At 76.2% G+C, this 1,306-nt stretch carries 1 protein-coding gene; it reads left to right on the top strand.

Translation table 11 applies throughout. From position 1 onward, the window contains the following. Positions 1-940 (top strand): amidase (locus tag DQW85_RS22875; RefSeq protein ID WP_113702188.1); only part of this gene is annotated, 940 nt, incomplete at its 5' end. Positions 941-1,306: the final 366 nt, after the last annotated feature.

The following is a 1,306-nucleotide window of genomic DNA, read 5'->3' as shown; positions in this document are numbered from 1 at the left end:
CGCCGCGGTGGCGGCCGGGCTGGCCCCGGCGGCGCAGGGCAGCGACGGGGCGGGCTCGATCCGCATCCCCGCGTCCGCGTGCGGCCTGTACGGCATCAAGCCCACGCGGGGCCGCGTCAGCTTCGCGCCGATCATCCCGGACCTCGCCGGCCTGTCCACGAACGGCCCCATCGCCCGCACCGTCGCCGATGCGGCGGCGCTGCTCGACGTGATGGCCCACAACGTCCCAGGTGACCTCTACCTCGCGCCGCCGAACGAGGGCACGTTCCTGGAGCGGGCCGGCCGCGATCCGGGACGGCTGCGCGTCGCCCGGTACGCCGACCCGGTGGTCCCTGGCGCCGAGGTCCATCCCGAGGTGCTCGCCGCCTACGACGCGGCCTCGGAGGCGATCGCGGCGCTCGGCCACGAGGTGGTGGACATCGACCGGCCGTACGGGCCCGACCTCGTGCCGGAGTTCGTCACGATGTGGTACGCATTCGCCTGCGTGCACCCCGTGGCCGACGACCGGACCGGCCTGCTGCGGCCCCTCACCGCCTGGCTGCGCGAACGCGGGTTCGCCACCACGGCGCCGGCGTTCCTGCGGGCCCAGGCCGCGCTGCAGCTCGCGACCAGGGGAGCGCTCGCGGTGACCGACGCCTACGACGCGGTGCTCACGCCGACCCTCACGCGGCCGCCCCGGCCGGTGGGCTGGTTCGAGGACGTGGAGGACCCCGCGGAGACGTTCGAGCGGATGAGCGGGTTCGCCGCGTTCGCGCCCATCTACAACGTCACCGGCCAGCCGGCGGTCAACCTGCCCCTGCACTGGAGCCCGGACGGGCTGCCGATCGGCGTCATGCTGGGCGGGCGCGTCGGCGGCGAGGGAACGCTGATCGCGCTGTCGGCGCAACTGGAGGCGGCCAGGGGCGGCTTCTGGGGTGACCGGCGGCCACCGGTCTGGTAGCTCAGGCGCCCCGGCTCTGGTGGGTCAGGCGCCCCGGCTCTGGTGGGTCAGGCGCCCCGGCTCTGGTGGCTCAGGTGCCCCGGCTCTGGTGGCTCAGGTGCCCCGGCGGCCACCGGTCTGGCGGCTCACCGGCCGACACGACGGGAGGGCACTGGCACCGGGCGCGGCGCGGGCTTACGTTCATGGTGTGGACAGCGCGCTCGAGATCCTGGCCGTGCTCGCCGGGGCGTCGCTGGGGGTGCTCGTGCTGATCAGCCTGGCGGTGATGGCGGCCGGCCTGGGGCCCGCGCGAACGGTGGAGCCGGGGCCGGTGTGGCTGGGCGGGCCCGGCCGCGGCGAGTGCGGCGTGGGCGCGTCCGGGCTGGT

It is taken from the genome of Nonomuraea lactucae (assembly GCF_003313395.1).
In the GTDB taxonomy this organism is placed as follows: domain Bacteria; phylum Actinomycetota; class Actinomycetes; order Streptosporangiales; family Streptosporangiaceae; genus Nonomuraea; species Nonomuraea lactucae.
The sequence above is the reverse complement of the archived record's forward strand: the minus strand, read 5'-3'. Positions and strand labels throughout refer to the sequence as shown.